The following is a 15,630-nucleotide window of genomic DNA, read 5'->3' as shown; positions in this document are numbered from 1 at the left end:
TAGTAGTATAAAATTCATCTTTCCCTATCAGTTAGTTCTTTCCTTACTTCAGACACATACTCTTGTATTTTCCTTATCCAATGAACTCCCACATGTTTTCTCATATCTTTATCAAATTCTTCTATATTTATTAGTTCCAATCGGTTAGATTTCTGAGCCTCATTTCTGGCGCTTTTAGTAAAATATGAAGTTGCAACAACAACACCTTTTGTTGCATTTTCAATACTTAATAATCCAAGAACATTACGCGTAATTTTAACTCCTACATTTTCAGTATATCGTTTACATTCAATATATAATTTTTCATATTGCCGTTCATTTTTTTGCTCCGCAAGAACATCATAGCCACCATCTCTGCTTCGCGGTGTTATTTTTACAGAATACCCTTTCTTTTTATAAAGATATGCCGTTAATAACTCGAAATCACGTGAAGTGATATCCAATAAAACCTGCTTGACGGGCAATTGATGTTTGATGTATTTTGCTTCAATAAGCCTCATGGCATCACTGCAACCATCAAGGCGTTGATCTGTCATAAATTGACAATGAGCCTGAAAATAGGACCTGATTGCATTCAGCGCATCATAAGGGAAATGAGGTAATAAATCTAACACCCAAGTGATCGAGGGCCATACGTTGTGCCAATCTTTAATTGATGTTAATCGTTGATAAAAAGTAAAACGACTTAAAAGCTCTTGTTTTCTTTCCTGAGAGAATGTATTAAAAAACTGCAAAATAGAATCATCTGAATAATATCTCCCACCAGATATCAAAAACTTTGAAATCAAATATCTAACCTCATCATCATTCTTTTCGCTAATATTACTCATATACTCATTTAGCATCTTATCCGTTGGAAAACAACAGTCATTTATTAAATAACATTGTTTTTTATCGTTTTCTTTAATTAATTGTAACCATTCATCAAGTGATAACTCGGTTGCATCAACTACTTTTTTATTTTTTGTTCTATTTTTCATTTTTTATTTCCATTCAAAACACCAAATATAAGCATAAAATTAAGTATATTAATCATGATAATGATGAAACGTCTAAAATTTCTCCACACAAGCACAACCCTGGCGGTTCTGCCAGTGCAATAACCCCAATCCTGACAGGCACAGCTTCTTGATGCATTTCCAGTCCTCAGCTTCTGACTCCATCTGAGCAGAAATCGAATCAAAAGCGCCTTCTACTTCCCTTTTTCCAGATCGAGCAAACCATCTTCCTTCAAAACATGTGTCTGGAAATCGGTCAGCAGATTGGTGTCCATGTCAAACGTGGTGATCTCAACACCCTTAACGGTCTGCCCGCTCTGGGAACGAAGCGATAAACAACTCGCTCGGTTTTACCATCCTGATCCGGCACCATGAAGCTGTTAATATACCTGAGCAGAGGCTCGGGGCTCACAAAGGCGGGGCACCCCCGAGGTACTCCTGATACTCGCGCAAATCCACGTGTATTTGCCGCTCAACAAATTTCACTGCACGTTGTCCAGCAGAAATATTTCCGGTGCCTCAAAGGTGGTGAACTTACGATGGATACGACCACGTTGATTTCCCATGAAGGGCGCCGGGTGATTCAGGGCGGAGGGATGAGAAAATAGTCCTTCACCGACGGGCATACTGATGTTTGGCCACGTTCTTTCATCAAATAACGGGGACAGGGCAATGGGTTTATTATCTTCAGTTGACTGTGATGCTGCATTAGCAGGTACAGGCGTCAGGGCTTCTCCTTTTCGCAGGGATAAGTACCACTGGACTGCGACCTCTTTTGTCATCACCACACGTTTGAAATACACCCTGAACTCATCATTAATGGTTTGCGATATGGCGCGCGTCATTTCAGGCGGTTGCATTCTATCAAGCGCCAACAAAGTAACCGTCGCGAATAAAAGCCTCGGCGTCTGACTTTTTTGACTCAGCGTGACCAGGTAAACTACGGCCAGTTTTGAGGGAAACGTCTTTATCTCCATTACAATTACCATCCGTATTTTTAACTAGGGCATGAAAGATTCATTGACGCATATATTGAAAAACATCATTACAACCCTTTGGAGTCATGACCCAGATGGGTTCCGTGCCTTTAACTGCCTGGATATCGGTAGTTGAGAATATTTTCCCGGCATAAGAGGCTTATCTAGTTGATATTCTAAGTAACACCGACTTGCGTTACGTACAACCGTTTGATCTTAACCATGAAGAAATTTTTGAATCATCCATGTTATCTCAAATCGACCAGAACTTTTTACATTTCACACTTTTGCGACATAAACCCACGCCACATCGCCTGATATCAGATTCACGCTAATACGGTGATACTCTGACACTTCATAAGCATCTGCTTTGAGGAGTTCATCTGATGAAACATAAAACACCGTTCCTTCAACTCTGTCGTTATTGTCCCCACTCTGGCGAACAATCGGATGAAACCGTTCTCCACTTTCTGCCAAGACTTCTGGGTCAGTGATTTCGAGCATATCCTTACGCCAGCCAACCATTGCGGCAGGTTGTCCCTCCAGTAGGCGGCCGAAATTTGCCTGCTGTACTGATTCCAGTTGGAGTGTTCCATAAGAAAAAAGAAGTTCAGTGTTTGAACTGGATGTCATGACTACCTCTAATAATATGATTCAATGTAATATCTACAGCATAATGTATATGCAGCAATTAAAATGCAGCACTTAGTTCTCGATGATGTTTAATCAGATAGAACTCAATGAGTTAATCCTATCGTAATCGTGTATTTTGTAAATAAATTTCAGTCATGACTTCGTTTCATTATTACAAACCATGCAAAATGGACTTGCTAAATTAGCGGCTGATACCTGAACAATATCTGGGACGAGCACTATAATTGCCCTGATAAACCTGTTTACGCTGAAAAGAAGCACTCCCTGGCAAGGTACTTTTTTACCCCCCTATAGAGGCTTTTGCCATCTTTTGTACTTAGCATGCAAAGAATACCGAAACAGGAAAATCAGCATACTGCCCGTAGCTCAATATCGAGTGACGGTTAACTACATGCGGTAGTGGATGTGATTGCATATTCTCCCATTTGGGGCTATTTTAATTGATGTGCACTAAAATTTTTATTTTCTTAGCACGCCCTCATTTTCTTGTTATTTCGTTCTTAGCCTCCCTCAATTTTGGGAGGTTTTTTCTTATTACCTTTCATCGCATAAAAACAACCATCACACCTCTCAATAATATCTTTCTGACAGACCTCTATCATAATTTAATCATTTAATAATCAACCCATTTTGCTATAAATGTTTCTACCCATTTCTATAAGAAGTCAATTTACTCATTTAATTAACATCACAAAAAAATCCCGTTCACTTATTTTTCAGTTAAGTATAGAAAAAATAGGAAATTTATTATGAACATTAAAAAGTCATTACTTTTAGTGAAATTGACAGCTCTTATTGCGATCCCCTTTTCTAGCCTTGCAGAACCCACTTTACGGCACGGATATATAGATACACCACCAAGCAGAGCCATTTTATGTCAAAAAGGGACTAATAAGAATTGTGGGCCAGTTATGTATGAACCACAATCAGTTGAAGGCCCCAAAGGTTTCCCTCTGGGTGGTCCACCCGATGGACAAATTGCCAGTGGTGGCGTGGGTCAATTTAAACAGCTCAATGAACAAAGTGCAGACCGCTGGCATCATGTTACCGTCAATAAAGGCAGCACTGAATTTAAATGGACACTCACAGCCCGTCATAGTACAGATTCATGGCAATTCTTTATCACTAAACCGGACTGGGATGCCAACAAGCCTCTGACGCGAGATCAGTTTGATCTCACCCCCTTCTGTGAACGTTCTGATGGCGGAAAACAGCCAACCCTACATGTTAGTTTAACCTGTGATGTTCCTGAGCGCTCAGGATATCATGTTATTCTCGGTATATGGACAATTGCTGATACCAATAATGCTTTCTATCAGGTTATTGATGCTGATATTGAATAATCTCTTTTAATGAAGCAACAGATAATCTGGCTAAGATTGCAGAAACAAATAAAATCAATGCAAGATGCCGGGTTTATTTCCGTTCCTTCTTATAATCCTTATTGGGATAAGAGTGAAAAAATTTTCGAAAATATCGATGACTATCGTGTTGTATTGCAAAATGGACCATCAGAGATTTAGCAAAAAATACCGTCATCCCTCGCCTGGTTGGGAGGGAAGCAACCACGTTTTTTTGCGCTCATTTTTTCTACGATTAGATTGAATATGAACATCATTTTCGTTTAAAAAACGCCTAACAGATCAAGGCCAGATGAAAAAACCACCATAAAAACTGACAGTAGCAACAGAATAATAAAACTACAACGCAAATCACACCTAATAAAAACATTAAATTTCAACAAGTTAATTTTTAATGCAAATTTTTTTTAATTTTAAAAAAATATTTTAATAAATTCCTTGACTCTTTTTGTTTTGAGCATAAAATCCTCTTCAGAATTTAGATTTTCGTGAAGTAAATCACAATTTATAACCCTCGAAGGAAATCATCATGAAATCTGTAAAATCTTTCCTCTCAAACGTACATGACGTTGTTATCCGGTTGTCAGCAACGCATTTTATGTAAGCCTGCATCATATTACTCTTTCCACGAAAAAGAGGGCAGCCAATATCAAGCCACTTCCTCAAGCATATTTTGAGACACAATAGTAATAATAAATCAGTGGGTATATTTGGGTAATATACATCGTGGTTAGATAAAAAAAGACGCTTGTCAAACAAGTGTCTTTTTTTAGTTTAATGAAGAAAAGTATTCAAATTTTAGAACAACACACCCAATCAAAAAAATTATGGCTCAATTTCAATATCTGTCAATGGATAACAGCTACAAGGCAAAATTTCCCCTTCATTAACAAAGGCTAATGGTTTACAAGGATACCCGACTTTCCCTTTCAGCAAACGCACACGGCAAGAGCCGCAATACCCTTGTCGACATTGGTATTCAAGCTGAACTTTCCCGTGTTCCAACGCTTCCAACAGATTACCGTGGAAGCCAGAGGAATAATGAACATATAACCCCTGCCGTGATGGCAGGGTGATTTTGTAATCAGCCATATCAGAGTTCGAAACCGCTGAGATCCTCAGTATTGACTTCCGAATCAATCTGACCAACCAGGTAAGAGCTGACTTCGACTTCCTGTGGAGCCACTTGAACATTGTCAGAAACCAGCCACGCATTAATCCACGGGATCGGATTAGAACGAGCTTCAAACGGTAACTTCAAGCCAACGGCCTGCATACGAATATTGGTGATATATTCGACATACTGACACAAAATATCTTTGTTCAGGCCGATCATGGAGCCATCTTTAAACAGATAATCAGCCCACTCTTTTTCCTGTTCTGCAGCCTGTACAAACAGTTCGTAGCACTCTTGTTCACACTCTTTGGCAATGTCTGCCATTTCAGGATCATCCTGACCAGAGCGCAACAAATTCAACATGTGCTGCGTGCCTGTTAAATGCAGGGCTTCATCACGGGCAATCAATTTGATGATTTTGGCATTGCCTTCCATCAGTTCACGTTCAGCAAACGCAAATGAACATGCAAAACTGACATAAAAACGGATAGCTTCCAAAGCATTCACACTCATCAAACACAAGTACAGTTGCTTTTTCAGTTCACGCAGACTAATGGTGATCGTTTCATCGGCAACATGGTATGTTCCTTCACCCAACATATGATAATAGTTGGTCATTTTGATCAGATCATCGTAATACGCGGAAATATCTTGGGCGCGTTTGAGAATCTGTTCGTTTTCCACGATATCATCAAATACGATAGCAGGATCGTTGACGATATTGCGGATAATGTGCGTATAAGAACGCGAGTGAATCGTTTCTGAAAACGACCACGTTTCAACCCAGGTTTCCAGTTCTGGAATGGAAATCAACGGCAAAAAAGCCACATTCGGGCTACGACCCTGAATGGAATCCAACAACGTCTGGTATTTCAGGTTGCTGATGAAAATATGTTTTTCATGATCTGGCAGTGCGTTATAGTCAATCCGATCACGGGAAACATCGACTTCTTCTGGACGCCAGAAGAAAGAGAGTTGTTTTTCAATCAACTTCTCGAAAATCGGATATTTCTGCTGATCAAAACGCGCCACATTAACAGACTGACCGAAAAACATTGGTTCTTGTAGCTGATCATTTTTTACTTGTGAAAAAGTGGTATAGGACATAGCTTCCTCAAATTAAATCTTACACGCGCCGCCTTCACAATCTGAATCAGCTGACTCAACAACTTCCTCCAGATCACCCTGAACATCTTCTGCTCCATCACGAGTATTGTGGTAATACAATGTTTTCACACCATATTTGTAAGCAAGCAGTAAATCTTTCAGCAATTGGTTCATTGGAACCTTTCCGTTAGGGAAACGGGCCGGATCATAGTTAGTATTGGCAGAAATCGACTGATCGATAAATTTCTGCATGATGCCAACCAGTTGTAAGTAGCCATCATTGCTCGGCATTTGCCACAACAGTTCGTAAGCCCCTTTTAGAAGATCGTAATCGGGGACAACTTGGCGCAGGATACCGTCCTTGGAGGCTTTCACACTGATATAACCACGCGGGGGTTCAATGCCGTTGGTTGCATTGGAGATTTGCGAAGAAGTCTCTGATGGCATCAAGGCTGACAATGTTGAGTTGCGCAGACCGTATTGCGTAATATCACTACGCAGTGCTTCCCAATCCATATGCAAAGGCTCACTGGTCAGTGAATCCAGTGTCTTTTTATACGTATCAATCGGCAAAATCCCTTGTGCATACGTCGTTTCGTTAAACCACGGGCAAGCACCTTTCTCTTTTGCCAATGCATTTGAGGCTTTTAACAGATAATACTGAATAGCTTCAAACGTTTTGTGAGTCAGGTTATTCGCGCTGCCATCAGAATAACGTACGCCATGTTTCGCCAGATAATAAGCGAAGTTAATCACGCCGATGCCCAGCGTTCGCCGCCCCATCGAGCCTTGTTTCGCCGCAATAATGGGGTAATCTTGATAATCCAGCAAAGCGTCCAGGGCGCGAACGGCCAACTGCGCCAGCTCTTCCAGTTCAGCCAGATTGTCAATAGCGCCTAAATTAAAGGCGGACAGTGTACACAGTGCAATTTCGCCATTTTCATCGTTAATATCGTTCAAGGGCTTCGTTGGCAAGGCAATTTCCAGACACAAGTTCGATTGACGAACAGGTGCAACCGCCGGATCAAACGGGCTGTGAGTATTGCAGTGGTCAACATTCTGAATATAAATACGGCCAGTAGAAGCACGTTCTTGCATCATCAGAGAGAACAGCTCCACCGCTTTAATGCGCTGCTTACGGAGATTGCTGTCATTTTCATACTGAGTATACAGACGTTCAAATTCCGCCTGATCCGCAAAGAATGCGTCGTACAGCCCAGGAACATCAGACGGACTGAACAGCGAAATCTCTTCTCCTTTAATCAGACGCTCATACATCAGTTTGTTAACCTGTACACCGTAATCCATGTGACGAACGCGGTTGCCTTCAACACCACGGTTGTTTTTCAGTACCAGCAGGCTTTCTACTTCCAGATGCCACAATGGGTAGAACAGTGTGGCCGCACCACCACGGACGCCGCCCTGAGAACACGATTTCACCGCCGTCTGAAAATGTTTGTAGAATGGGATACACCCGGTGTGGAACGCTTCACCACCACGGATTGGGCTACCCAATGCACGGATACGACCCGCATTCACCCCAATACCGGCACGCTGAGACACATATTTAACAATGGCACTGGATGTTGCATTAATTGAATCCAGGCTATCACCACACTCAATCAGTACACAGGAGCTGAATTGACGCGTGGGGGTACGAACCCCCGCCATGATTGGCGTTGGCAGCGAAATTTTAAAGGTGGAGATCGCATCATAGAAACGACGGATATAGTCCAGACGTGTTTCTTTTGGATAAGAGGCAAATAAGCACGCAGCAACCAGCATGTAGAGGAACTGAGCACTTTCGTAAATCTCCCCCGTCACACGATTTTGTACTAAGTACTTCCCTTCCAACTGTTTGACCGCAGCATAGGAGAAATCCATATCACGCAAATGATCAATAAAACCATTCATTTGCTCGAATTCTTCCTGAGTATAATCTTCCAGCAAATGTTTATCGTATTTACCCAGCTCAACCATTTTTACAACATGGTCATACAATGCCGGTGGCTCAAACTGACCATAGGCTTTTTTACGCAGATGGAAAATCGCCAGACGGGCCGCCAGATACTGATAATCAGGCGCATCACCGGAGATGAGGTCAGCCGCTGCTTTGATCATGGTTTCATGGATATCGGAGGTTTTGATGCCATCGTAAAATTGGATCTGGGAACGCAGCTCTACTTGTGACACTGAGACATTTTTCAGACCTTCGGCAGCCCAGGCCACAACCCGGTGAATTTTATCAAGATCAATTTGTTCTTTATGTCCATCACGTTTGGTAACTAGCAGACTCTGGTTCATGGGAAATACACCTTCTCTCTTTTCGTATCCCACCTATCTATATTGTTTTACTTGACACTGTTTTGCTTGACCTCTTGACAGCACGATGCACCCAGAATGGCTGAGGGCCAGTCGGGGTTTAGCGACAATTCACTACTGTTTTGTTACTGTTTCGCTACGTCCATTGCAACTGCTGCTGTGACTCTTCGTTGCGATTAGTCGCTACGACAAGATGACAAGAAACACAATATATAGGGGGTGATTAAAACGGTAATAACAAGATAATGTTAATTTCGGGTTTTATCAAGTGTACAAAATCGAGAAGTTTTGTGGATAACTTGAGGATTAATTTTGGTAAAGCGCCGATAACCTGCGTAGTTACTTGGTGTTACTTTCATAAAGCTATCGGCGGAACAGGAAAAATAAAATCTTAAAAATAAGATCTAATTGCCGCTTTCTTAATCTTTTAACAAATAATTGACATCATTAGACGGATTGAGTATGTAACATATAATTCACATCAACATTACGCCCAAGGCGAAACTTATCTGTTAACAGATTGTAATGTAAACCAATAATATGCTGCTCTTTCAACGTCGTCTTATCGATCCAGCTAATCATTTCGGAAGGACGAATGAATTTTTTTGCATCATGCGTGCCTTTTGGCACCATTTTTAAAATATATTCGGCACCGACAACCGCCATCAACCAGGCTTTTCTGTTCCGGTTAATGGTTGAAAAGAAAACATGACCACCCGGTTTGACTAATTTGGCACAGGCCCGAACTACGGACTCTGGATCGGGGACATGCTCAAGCATTTCCAGGCAAGTGACCACATCATAAGTACGTTGGTACTGCGCTGCGTGGTTTTCCACCGTTTCCTGAACATAAGACACCGAAACACCGGATTCCAGCGCATGCAAACGGGCGACTTGCAGAGGTTCAAACCCCATATCCAGCCCCGTCACTTCCGCACCTTCACGCGCCATGCTTTCTGACAGGATGCCACCGCCACATCCAACATCCAGTACCTTTTTCCCAAAAAGGCCATCAGCCCGTTGTAAAATATAATTCAGGCGCAGTGGGTTGATACGGTGTAACGGTTTGAATTCACCGTCAAGATCCCACCAACGAGAAGCAACGGCTTCAAATTTTTCGATTTCCTGTTGATCCACATTGGCATGAGATGGAATGTGTGAATCGGGCGTTTTGACGTTCATCAGTAATAGTGCTCCTGGTAACTGTTTCACAGCAAACTGGTTCACAGCAAACTGATTCACAGAAAATGTAACCGTATTATGAGGATGTGTGATAGAAAACAATTATACATGCCTTAAACTTGAATTACCCGCATCAGGTTTTTATAAAACTGTCAATTTGTGGTATAATTCTAAGCCTTTGAATTCGTAGTATGAGGGACAGTGGCTCCATGAGCGACATTGCGAGAGAAATCACACCGGTCAATATCGAAGAAGAGCTGAAAAGCTCATATCTGGATTATGCGATGTCCGTTATTGTTGGACGTGCACTGCCAGATGTTCGCGACGGACTGAAGCCAGTACACCGCCGCGTACTTTTCGCGATGAATGTATTGGGAAATGATTGGAATAAACCTTATAAAAAATCAGCCCGCGTTGTTGGGGATGTTATCGGTAAATATCATCCACATGGTGACAGCGCTGTTTATGACACGATTGTTCGTCTGGCACAACCATTCTCCATGCGCTATATGCTGGTTGACGGTCAGGGAAACTTCGGGTCGGTGGATGGCGATTCTGCGGCAGCGATGCGTTACACCGAAGTTCGCATGGCCAAAATTGCCCATGAGTTGCTGGCGGATTTAGAAAAAGAAACGGTCGATTTTGTACCCAATTATGATGGTACAGAGCAAATTCCCGAAGTCATGCCAACCCGTATCCCTAATTTGCTGGTCAATGGTTCATCCGGGATTGCAGTGGGGATGGCAACTAACATCCCACCTCATAACTTGTCTGAGGTGATCAACGGTTGCCTGGCTTATATTGATGATGAAAACATCAGTATTGAAGGCTTGATGGAATATATCCCCGGCCCTGATTTCCCTACCGCTGCGATTATCAACGGTCGTCGTGGCATTCAGGAAGCCTACCGTACAGGTCGTGGTAAAATTTATATCCGCGCCCGCGCAAACATTGAAACTGATGAGAAAAATGGTCGTGAAACCATTGTTGTTAACGAAATTCCTTATCAGGTCAATAAAGCCCGACTGATCGAAAAAATCGCGGAACTGGTCAAAGATAAACGCATTGAGGGGATCAGTGGACTGCGTGACGAATCCGATAAAGATGGCATGCGCATCGTTATCGAAGTAAAACGTGATGCGGTGGGTGAAGTGGTTCTGAATAACCTGTATTCACTGACTCAATTACAAGTTTCATTTGGTATCAACATGGTTGCCCTGCATCAAGGACAACCAAAGTTGCTCAACCTGAAAGATATTCTTTCTGCTTTTGTTTCTCATCGCCGCGAAGTCGTTACACGCCGGACAATTTTTGAACTCCGTAAAGCGCGTGATCGTGCTCATATCCTGGAAGCACTGGCTGTTGCGCTCGTCAACATCGATCCGGTTATCGAACTGATCCGCCGTGCGTCCACGCCGGCTGAAGCAAAAGCCAGCCTGGTTTCCCAAGCGTGGGAGTTGGGTAATGTTGCCACGATGCTGGCACAGGCCGGTGATGATGCAGCTCGTCCTGAATGGCTGGAGCCAGAGTACGGCATCCGGGACGGTAAATATTACCTGACCGAACAGCAAGCCCAGGCTATTTTAGATCTGCGTCTGCAAAAACTGACCGGTCTTGAACATGAAAAGCTGCTGGATGAATATCGTGATCTGCTGAAAGCGATTGCTGAACTCCTGTTCATTTTAGAAAATTCAGATCGCTTAATGGAAGTCATTCGTGAAGAACTGCTGGCTATCAAAGCGCAATATAATGATGCCCGCCGGACTGAACTGACTGAAAATTCAGCCGACATCAACCTAGAAGATCTGATTAATCAGGAAGACGTTGTGGTCACCCTGTCCCATCAGGGATACGTCAAATATCAACCCCTGTCCGATTACGAAGCCCAGCGTCGTGGTGGCAAGGGTAAATCAGCCGCACGTACCAAAGAAGAAGATTTTATTGAACGTCTGCTGGTTGCCAATACCCACGACACCATTCTCTGCTTCTCAAATAAAGGCAAAATGTACTGGATGAAAGTATATCAATTGCCGGAAGCAAGTCGGGGTGCTCGCGGCCGTCCGATAGTTAACCTGCTGCCATTGGATCAGAATGAACGCATTACCGCCATCTTACCGGTGCGTGAATATGAAGAAGGGTTAAATATCTTCATGGCAACAGCCAGTGGTGTTGTTAAGAAAACCAAACTCAGCGAATTCAGTCGTCCACGCAGTGCCGGTATCATTGCCGTCAACCTGAATGAAGGTGATGAGTTAATTGGTGTTGACCTGACAGACGGTAGCAATGAAGTCATGCTGTTCTCGGCAAAGGGCAAGGTTGTCCGTTTCCTTGAAGAAGAGGAAGAGACACTGGAAGATGGCACTGTCCGCGTAAAAGGTGTACGTGCAATGGGTCGTACTGCTACGGGGGTTCGTGGTATCAAACTCAGTGCAGGGGATAAAGTTGTTTCACTGATCATTCCTCGCGGGGAAGGTGAAATCCTGACCGTGACCGAAAATGGTTATGGTAAACGCACAGCCGAAGGCGAATACCCGACCAAATCCCGTGCGACTCAGGGGGTTATCTCCATTAAAGTCAGCGAACGTAACGGCAACGTGATCGGTGCAATCCAGGTAGAGCCAACCGATCAAATCATGATGATCACGGATGCCGGGACTCTGGTGAGAACCCGAGTGTCTGAGGTCAGTGTTGTTGGTCGTAATACACAAGGCGTCACGCTGATCCGTACCGCAGAAGACGAGAAAGTTGTCGGCTTACAACGCATCGCTGAGCCTGATGACGAAGATGAGGAGAATAATACAGCGATTTCTTCTGATGAAGAAAATAATGATCCCATCAATTAAGTAAATTCATTTATCTTATTATAATCCGGCTGTATCGCTGTCCCACAAAGCAGGCATTTAATGCCTGCTTTTTACTGCGTATTTTAGCGAAGCATTCACAACGGTTAAATGCGACTTTGTATTCCCTGCAACACTGGTATATGCTGTAATCAATTATTATTAATCATATTTTTCATCAGGCGATCTCTTGAGATATTTATCCTCTTTTCGAACGTCACTAAAGATATCTCGCTTCCTTTTCCGGGTGCTTGGATTGATGTTGTGGGCACTCGGTATCTTATTAACCAGTTTTTATTTATCAAATATTTTTAATGCTGCCAAATCGGACATTCGTCAAGAATATAATAGTAACTACGACATGGCGTTTGCTCATATACGATACATCACCAGCACCCTGCGTGATGTTCAATCTATGACGGAAAACTTTTTATCAAAAAAGAATGTAAAAGAGATTATTGTTTCGCCAACCGATCAAACCGCAATAACCGCAATAACCGCAATAACCGCCTATGTTCCTTTAATAACGAATTCCAATTGTCAACTTTTACGCCAAAAAAAACATGATTATTTAACCTCAGTGAGTACACAACTTTTATTTTGGAAAACGATTTTTGCCAGTACGCGCACAATGAGCCAGATTTTTTTCGTTGACACCTCAAGTATGTGCCTGGTGAATCTATTCACTGATAACAACATGAATGAACCAGACAAACTCAAAAAGCTCATCTATGAACACACCAACAAGTTAATTAAGATGAAAGCACAAGGGAAAGAGCAAACCCTCTTTTGGATCTTACCCAATACAAAAATCGACACCGGCACGCTTTACGCGGTTACCCCAGTGTATGTTGATGGAAAAATGATCGGCATCGTCGGCGTCGAAACAACGATCTCACTAGAAAACTTTCTATACAAAAAATATCAGGCCACCCAGGTCATGTTACTCAGTGAAAGAAACCAACCCGTACTGGTTCGCCCGGCAAAAAATAATATCAGATCACCCTTTACCGATATCAAATCACCTTATTTCGGTTATGATGAAAATATTACCTCTTTGGTATTAATACGGCGTTTAGCCCCTTCATCATTATATATTGCCTATTCATTTCCATTAAAATCGATTTATGATGAACTTAAAACCAGCATCATGCACAGTATCGTATTAAATATTATTTCTACGATCTTAATCTTCTTTTTTATTTGGCTATTTGAGCGAAAAATGTTTTCGCCAGCTCAGGAAAATGCGATCCGGCTTGAAGAAAATGAACAATTCAATCATAAAATTGTCGCCTCTGCGCCAGTAGGGATCAGCATTTTAAGAGTCAGTGATGGTGCTAATATCCTGAGTAATGAGCTGGCACATAATTATACCCGGATGCTGACCCACGACGATCAAAAACGCATTATTGATATCATCTGCGATAAAACCAGCAGCTATATTGATGTCGTCACCAACAACAATAATCACCTGCAAATTAGTTTTGTCCATTCACGATATCGCAACGAAGAAGTGGCCATTTGTGTCCTGATCGATGTCAGTAGCCGGGTAAAAATGGAGAAATCCTTGCAAGAAATGGCTTCAGCGGCAGAACAAGCCAATCAGGCAAAATCGATGTTTCTTGCCACTGTCAGCCATGAGTTAAGAACCCCGCTCTATGGCATCATTGGCAATCTGGAACTGATGCAATCCCATTCATTATTGCCGGAATCAGCACGATTACTGGCAACAATGAATAATTCATCATCCTTGTTACTCAAAATTATCAGTGATATTCTCGATTTTTCTAAAATTGAATCTAATCAATTAAAAATTGAACCGAAAGATTTCAATTGCAGAGAGATAGTCTCTCACGTCATTGCAAACTATCTTCCCCTGACGACAAAAAAAGGGTTGGGACTCTATTGCTATATTGACCCTGATGTTCCCGACAGTGTGCTTAATGACCCGGTAAGACTACAACAAATCATCGCTAATTTACTGAATAATGCCATTAAATTTACAGCCACTGGCTGTGTCATCATTGAAATGACAACCCGACATGGTTACCTGTATCTCAGCATCAAAGATACCGGCATTGGCATCGAAGATAAATTACAACTGCAATTATTTGAGCCATTTTTTCAAATTAGCGGGAATAAAGAAAATACTTCACACGGTACAGGATTGGGATTGGCCATTTGCGAAAAATTAATTAACCTGATGGATGGTGATATTGAATTTATTTCACAAAAACATATTGGCAGTATCTTTTCCATTCGTATCCCTTTATACAGTGCAAAATATCATACCAAACCACTCCCCAATCAACGGGAGAAAAATAGCATTTTATTGGATATTCACAACCGTTTTCTGGAAAACTATTTACTCAATTTTCTCACACAGCATCATTTCCACGTCATGCTTTATGACGGAAAAAAAACAGATGGCACTGAAATATTCATTAGTGATCAAGAAAAAAAACGCAATATGTCTGTACGTGGCTTTATCGTCATATCCGAAAAACACATTGACCCACCAGCACAAATTCGGAAAAACTATTGGTTATATAATACGTATGAATTAAGTAAATTGGACACAATGCTGGACAATCTTTTCACAGAGCACCCCGAATTGCCTGCAATTCCGGCATTAACCTTACCGATTTCCGCGAAAACCATACAGACAGATCATCGCCTGAACAAGATTAAAGTGTTAGTCGTGGATGACCATCCTATTAATCAAAATCTGCTGGTTGATCAATTAAGTTCGTTAGGGTTTAGTGCATCCATGGCCAATGATGGTCTTGATGCCATTGAATACCTGAAAAACAATCCTGTAGATATTATTCTGACGGATGTCAACATGCCAAATATGGATGGATACGAACTGACTCAATACCTGAGAAATAAAGGCTATCCTAAATCAATTATCGGCGTCACTGCTAATGCCTTAGCAAAAGGAAAGCAACGTTGTGTCGATGCAGGAATGAATGACTGCCTGTCAAAACCAGTATCACTGGCTATGTTAAAAGAAACATTAATGAAATACAGTGATATTTAAACCAGAAGAATTAGGGGGCTAAATAATGT

11 protein-coding genes are annotated in these 15,630 nt (G+C 41.9%); 4 read left to right on the top strand and 7 right to left on the bottom strand.

Going from position 1 to position 15,630, the window contains the following annotated elements:
- Window positions 1-14 precede the first annotated feature (14 nt).
- The 3 genes from XPG1_RS03885 to XPG1_RS03875 all read right to left on the bottom strand — a co-directional run bounded on the left by XPG1_RS03885 (window position 15) and on the right by XPG1_RS03875 (window position 2,608).
- On the bottom strand, window positions 15-980 hold the full coding sequence (locus XPG1_RS03885; RefSeq protein ID WP_045957911.1) for a restriction endonuclease: 966 nt from the start codon (window positions 978-980) through the stop codon (window positions 15-17).
- 500 nt (window positions 981-1,480) lie between these two features.
- Entirely contained in the window at window positions 1,481-1,975 is a 495-nt protein-coding gene (locus XPG1_RS03880) for a hypothetical protein (protein WP_045957910.1), read from the bottom strand.
- Between the two features lie 279 nt (window positions 1,976-2,254).
- Entirely contained in the window at window positions 2,255-2,608 is a 354-nt protein-coding gene (locus tag XPG1_RS03875) for a gamma-glutamylcyclotransferase family protein (protein ID WP_045957909.1), read from the bottom strand.
- Between the two features lie 770 nt (window positions 2,609-3,378).
- On the opposite strand from XPG1_RS03875, the gene XPG1_RS03870 reads away from it, so the two are divergent.
- Both XPG1_RS03870 and XPG1_RS18860 read left to right on the top strand, forming a co-directional pair.
- Window positions 3,379-3,972, top strand: a complete 594-nt coding sequence (locus tag XPG1_RS03870) for a lytic polysaccharide monooxygenase (protein ID WP_045957908.1) — start codon at window positions 3,379-3,381, stop codon at window positions 3,970-3,972.
- Window positions 3,973-3,981: 9 nt separating this feature from the next.
- Entirely contained in the window at window positions 3,982-4,152 is a 171-nt protein-coding gene (locus XPG1_RS18860) for a hypothetical protein (protein ID WP_436286819.1), read from the top strand.
- A 663-nt stretch (window positions 4,153-4,815) separates the two neighbouring features.
- On the opposite strand, the gene yfaE is transcribed toward XPG1_RS18860, so the two are convergent.
- The 4 genes from yfaE to ubiG all read right to left on the bottom strand — a co-directional run bounded on the left by yfaE (window position 4,816) and on the right by ubiG (window position 9,718).
- Window positions 4,816-5,082, bottom strand: a complete 267-nt coding sequence (gene yfaE, locus XPG1_RS03860) for a class I ribonucleotide reductase maintenance protein YfaE (RefSeq protein WP_045957907.1) — start codon at window positions 5,080-5,082, stop codon at window positions 4,816-4,818.
- A gap of 1 nt (window position 5,083) precedes the next feature.
- Window positions 5,084-6,214, bottom strand: coding sequence for a class Ia ribonucleoside-diphosphate reductase subunit beta (gene nrdB, locus XPG1_RS03855; RefSeq protein ID WP_045957906.1), 1,131 nt, complete (start codon window positions 6,212-6,214; stop codon window positions 5,084-5,086).
- 12 nt (window positions 6,215-6,226) lie between these two features.
- Entirely contained in the window at window positions 6,227-8,518 is a 2,292-nt protein-coding gene (gene nrdA / locus XPG1_RS03850) for a class 1a ribonucleoside-diphosphate reductase subunit alpha (RefSeq protein WP_045957905.1), read from the bottom strand.
- A 465-nt stretch (window positions 8,519-8,983) separates the two neighbouring features.
- Window positions 8,984-9,718: a bifunctional 2-polyprenyl-6-hydroxyphenol methylase/3-demethylubiquinol 3-O-methyltransferase UbiG gene (gene ubiG / locus XPG1_RS03845; protein ID WP_045960396.1), complete on the bottom strand. Its 735-nt coding sequence runs from the start codon at window positions 9,716-9,718 to the stop codon at window positions 8,984-8,986.
- Window positions 9,719-9,927: 209 nt separating this feature from the next.
- On the opposite strand from ubiG, the gene gyrA reads away from it, so the two are divergent.
- Both gyrA and rcsC read left to right on the top strand, forming a co-directional pair.
- The gene (gyrA, locus tag XPG1_RS03840) at window positions 9,928-12,561 is read left to right on the top strand and encodes a DNA topoisomerase (ATP-hydrolyzing) subunit A (RefSeq protein ID WP_045957904.1); all 2,634 of its coding nucleotides are present in this window, start codon (window positions 9,928-9,930) and stop codon (window positions 12,559-12,561) included.
- A 187-nt stretch (window positions 12,562-12,748) separates the two neighbouring features.
- The gene (gene rcsC / locus XPG1_RS03835; RefSeq protein ID WP_071825315.1) at window positions 12,749-15,601 is read left to right on the top strand and encodes a two-component system sensor histidine kinase RcsC; all 2,853 of its coding nucleotides are present in this window, start codon (window positions 12,749-12,751) and stop codon (window positions 15,599-15,601) included.
- The last annotated feature ends 29 nt before the right edge of the window (window positions 15,602-15,630 follow it).

The organism is Xenorhabdus poinarii G6, assembly GCF_000968175.1.
In the GTDB taxonomy this organism is placed as follows: domain Bacteria; phylum Pseudomonadota; class Gammaproteobacteria; order Enterobacterales; family Enterobacteriaceae; genus Xenorhabdus; species Xenorhabdus poinarii.
This window is presented reverse-complemented; position numbering and strand designations above follow the sequence as displayed.

Bases quoted from the DNA above. Each gene is read 5' to 3' on its own strand.
- ubiG (WP_045960396.1), bottom strand. From the start codon at position 9,718: ATGAACGTCAAAACGCCCGATTCACACATTCCATCTCATGCCAATGTG.
- nrdB (WP_045957906.1), bottom strand. From the start codon at position 6,214: ATGTCCTATACCACTTTTTCACAAGTAAAAAATGATCAGCTACAAGAA.
- XPG1_RS03875 (WP_045957909.1), bottom strand. From the start codon at position 2,608: ATGACATCCAGTTCAAACACTGAACTTCTTTTTTCTTATGGAACACTC.
- XPG1_RS03870 (WP_045957908.1), top strand. From the start codon at position 3,379: ATGAACATTAAAAAGTCATTACTTTTAGTGAAATTGACAGCTCTTATT.
- nrdA (WP_045957905.1), bottom strand. From the start codon at position 8,518: ATGAACCAGAGTCTGCTAGTTACCAAACGTGATGGACATAAAGAACAA.
- XPG1_RS18860 (WP_436286819.1), top strand. From the start codon at position 3,982: ATGAAGCAACAGATAATCTGGCTAAGATTGCAGAAACAAATAAAATCA.
- XPG1_RS03885 (WP_045957911.1), bottom strand. From the start codon at position 980: ATGAAAAATAGAACAAAAAATAAAAAAGTAGTTGATGCAACCGAGTTA.
- gyrA (WP_045957904.1), top strand. From the start codon at position 9,928: ATGAGCGACATTGCGAGAGAAATCACACCGGTCAATATCGAAGAAGAG.
- yfaE (WP_045957907.1), bottom strand. From the start codon at position 5,082: ATGGCTGATTACAAAATCACCCTGCCATCACGGCAGGGGTTATATGTT.
- XPG1_RS03880 (WP_045957910.1), bottom strand. From the start codon at position 1,975: ATGGAGATAAAGACGTTTCCCTCAAAACTGGCCGTAGTTTACCTGGTC.